2 protein-coding genes are annotated in these 1,038 nt (G+C 63.9%); both read left to right on the top strand.

Annotated elements, in window-relative coordinates; all coding sequences use genetic code 11:
* A partial coding sequence (locus tag ACZ6S8_RS39700) for a tRNA-uridine aminocarboxypropyltransferase (protein WP_469463291.1) occupies window positions 1–371 on the top strand: 371 nt, incomplete at its 5' end.
* A gap of 48 nt (window positions 372–419) precedes the next feature.
* Window positions 420–1,038: CoA-binding protein (locus tag ACZ6S8_RS39695; protein WP_469463289.1), on the top strand; the 619-nt coding region annotated here is incomplete at its 3' end.

The following is a 1,038-nucleotide window of genomic DNA, read 5'->3' as shown; positions in this document are numbered from 1 at the left end:
ATGTGGTGTTCCCCGCGTCCTACGCCGACGCCGAACGGCCGGTGTTCAATGAGCTGCCCGTCGGCGGTAAACCGCCGCTGTTCATCATGCTGGACGGCACCTGGGCAGAAGCGCGCAAAATGTTCCGTAAAAGCCCGTATCTCAATCAATTCCCGGTGTTTTCACTCAACGTCGATGCCGCATCCGACTATCAGCTGCGCGAAGCCAGCCGCGCCGAGCAGCACTGTACGGCGGAAGTGGCCGCCGCCCTGTTGCAACAGGCGGGCGATCTGCCGGCCGCCGACGGATTGAATCAGCATTTCCGCTATTTCCGTCAACAGTATCTGGCGGGAAAACCGACCCGGCCGGAGGCACCGGTCACAGCAATGTAGCCATAAAGCGCCTAAAATCAGGCGTAACGTTGCCAAAAGGAGCCGTGCATGAGCCAGCGAGGGTTAGAAGCGCTACTACGTCCCAAATCGATCGCCGTGCTGGGCGCTTCGCAGCAGCCGGGCCGCGCCGGCAACCTGATGATGAGCAACCTGCTGGCCGGCGGTTTCGGCGGGCCCATCTTGCCGGTGACGCCGCGCTACAAGGCGGTATGCGGCGTCATGGCCTATCCCGACGTCGCCAGCCTGCCGCTGACGCCGGATCTGGCGATCATCTGCACCCACGCCAAGCGTAATCTGGCGCTGATCGACGCGCTGGGCCAACGCGGCTGCAAAACCGCCATCGTGCTCTCTTCGCCACCGGAACAGTTCGCCGAGCTGAAGGCCTGCGCGCAGCGCCACGCCATGCGGCTGTTGGGCCCCAACAGCCTGGGGCTGCTGGCGCCGTGGCAGGGCATCAACGCCAGCTTCTCGCCGGTGCCGATCCAAAAGGGCAAGCTGGCGTTTATCTCGCAGTCCGCCGCCGTGGCCAACACCATTCTCGACTGGGCGCAGCAGCGCGAAGTCGGCTTCTCCTACTTCATCGCGCTGGGCGACAGCCTGGACATCGACGTCGACGACCTGCTCGACTTTTTGGCGCGCGACAGCAAGACCAGCGCCATCCTGCTGT

It is taken from the genome of Streptomyces sp. NPDC048461 (assembly GCF_055587105.1).
Note: the sequence above shows the minus strand (reverse complement) of the source record. Positions and strands in the feature narration are given on the sequence as shown.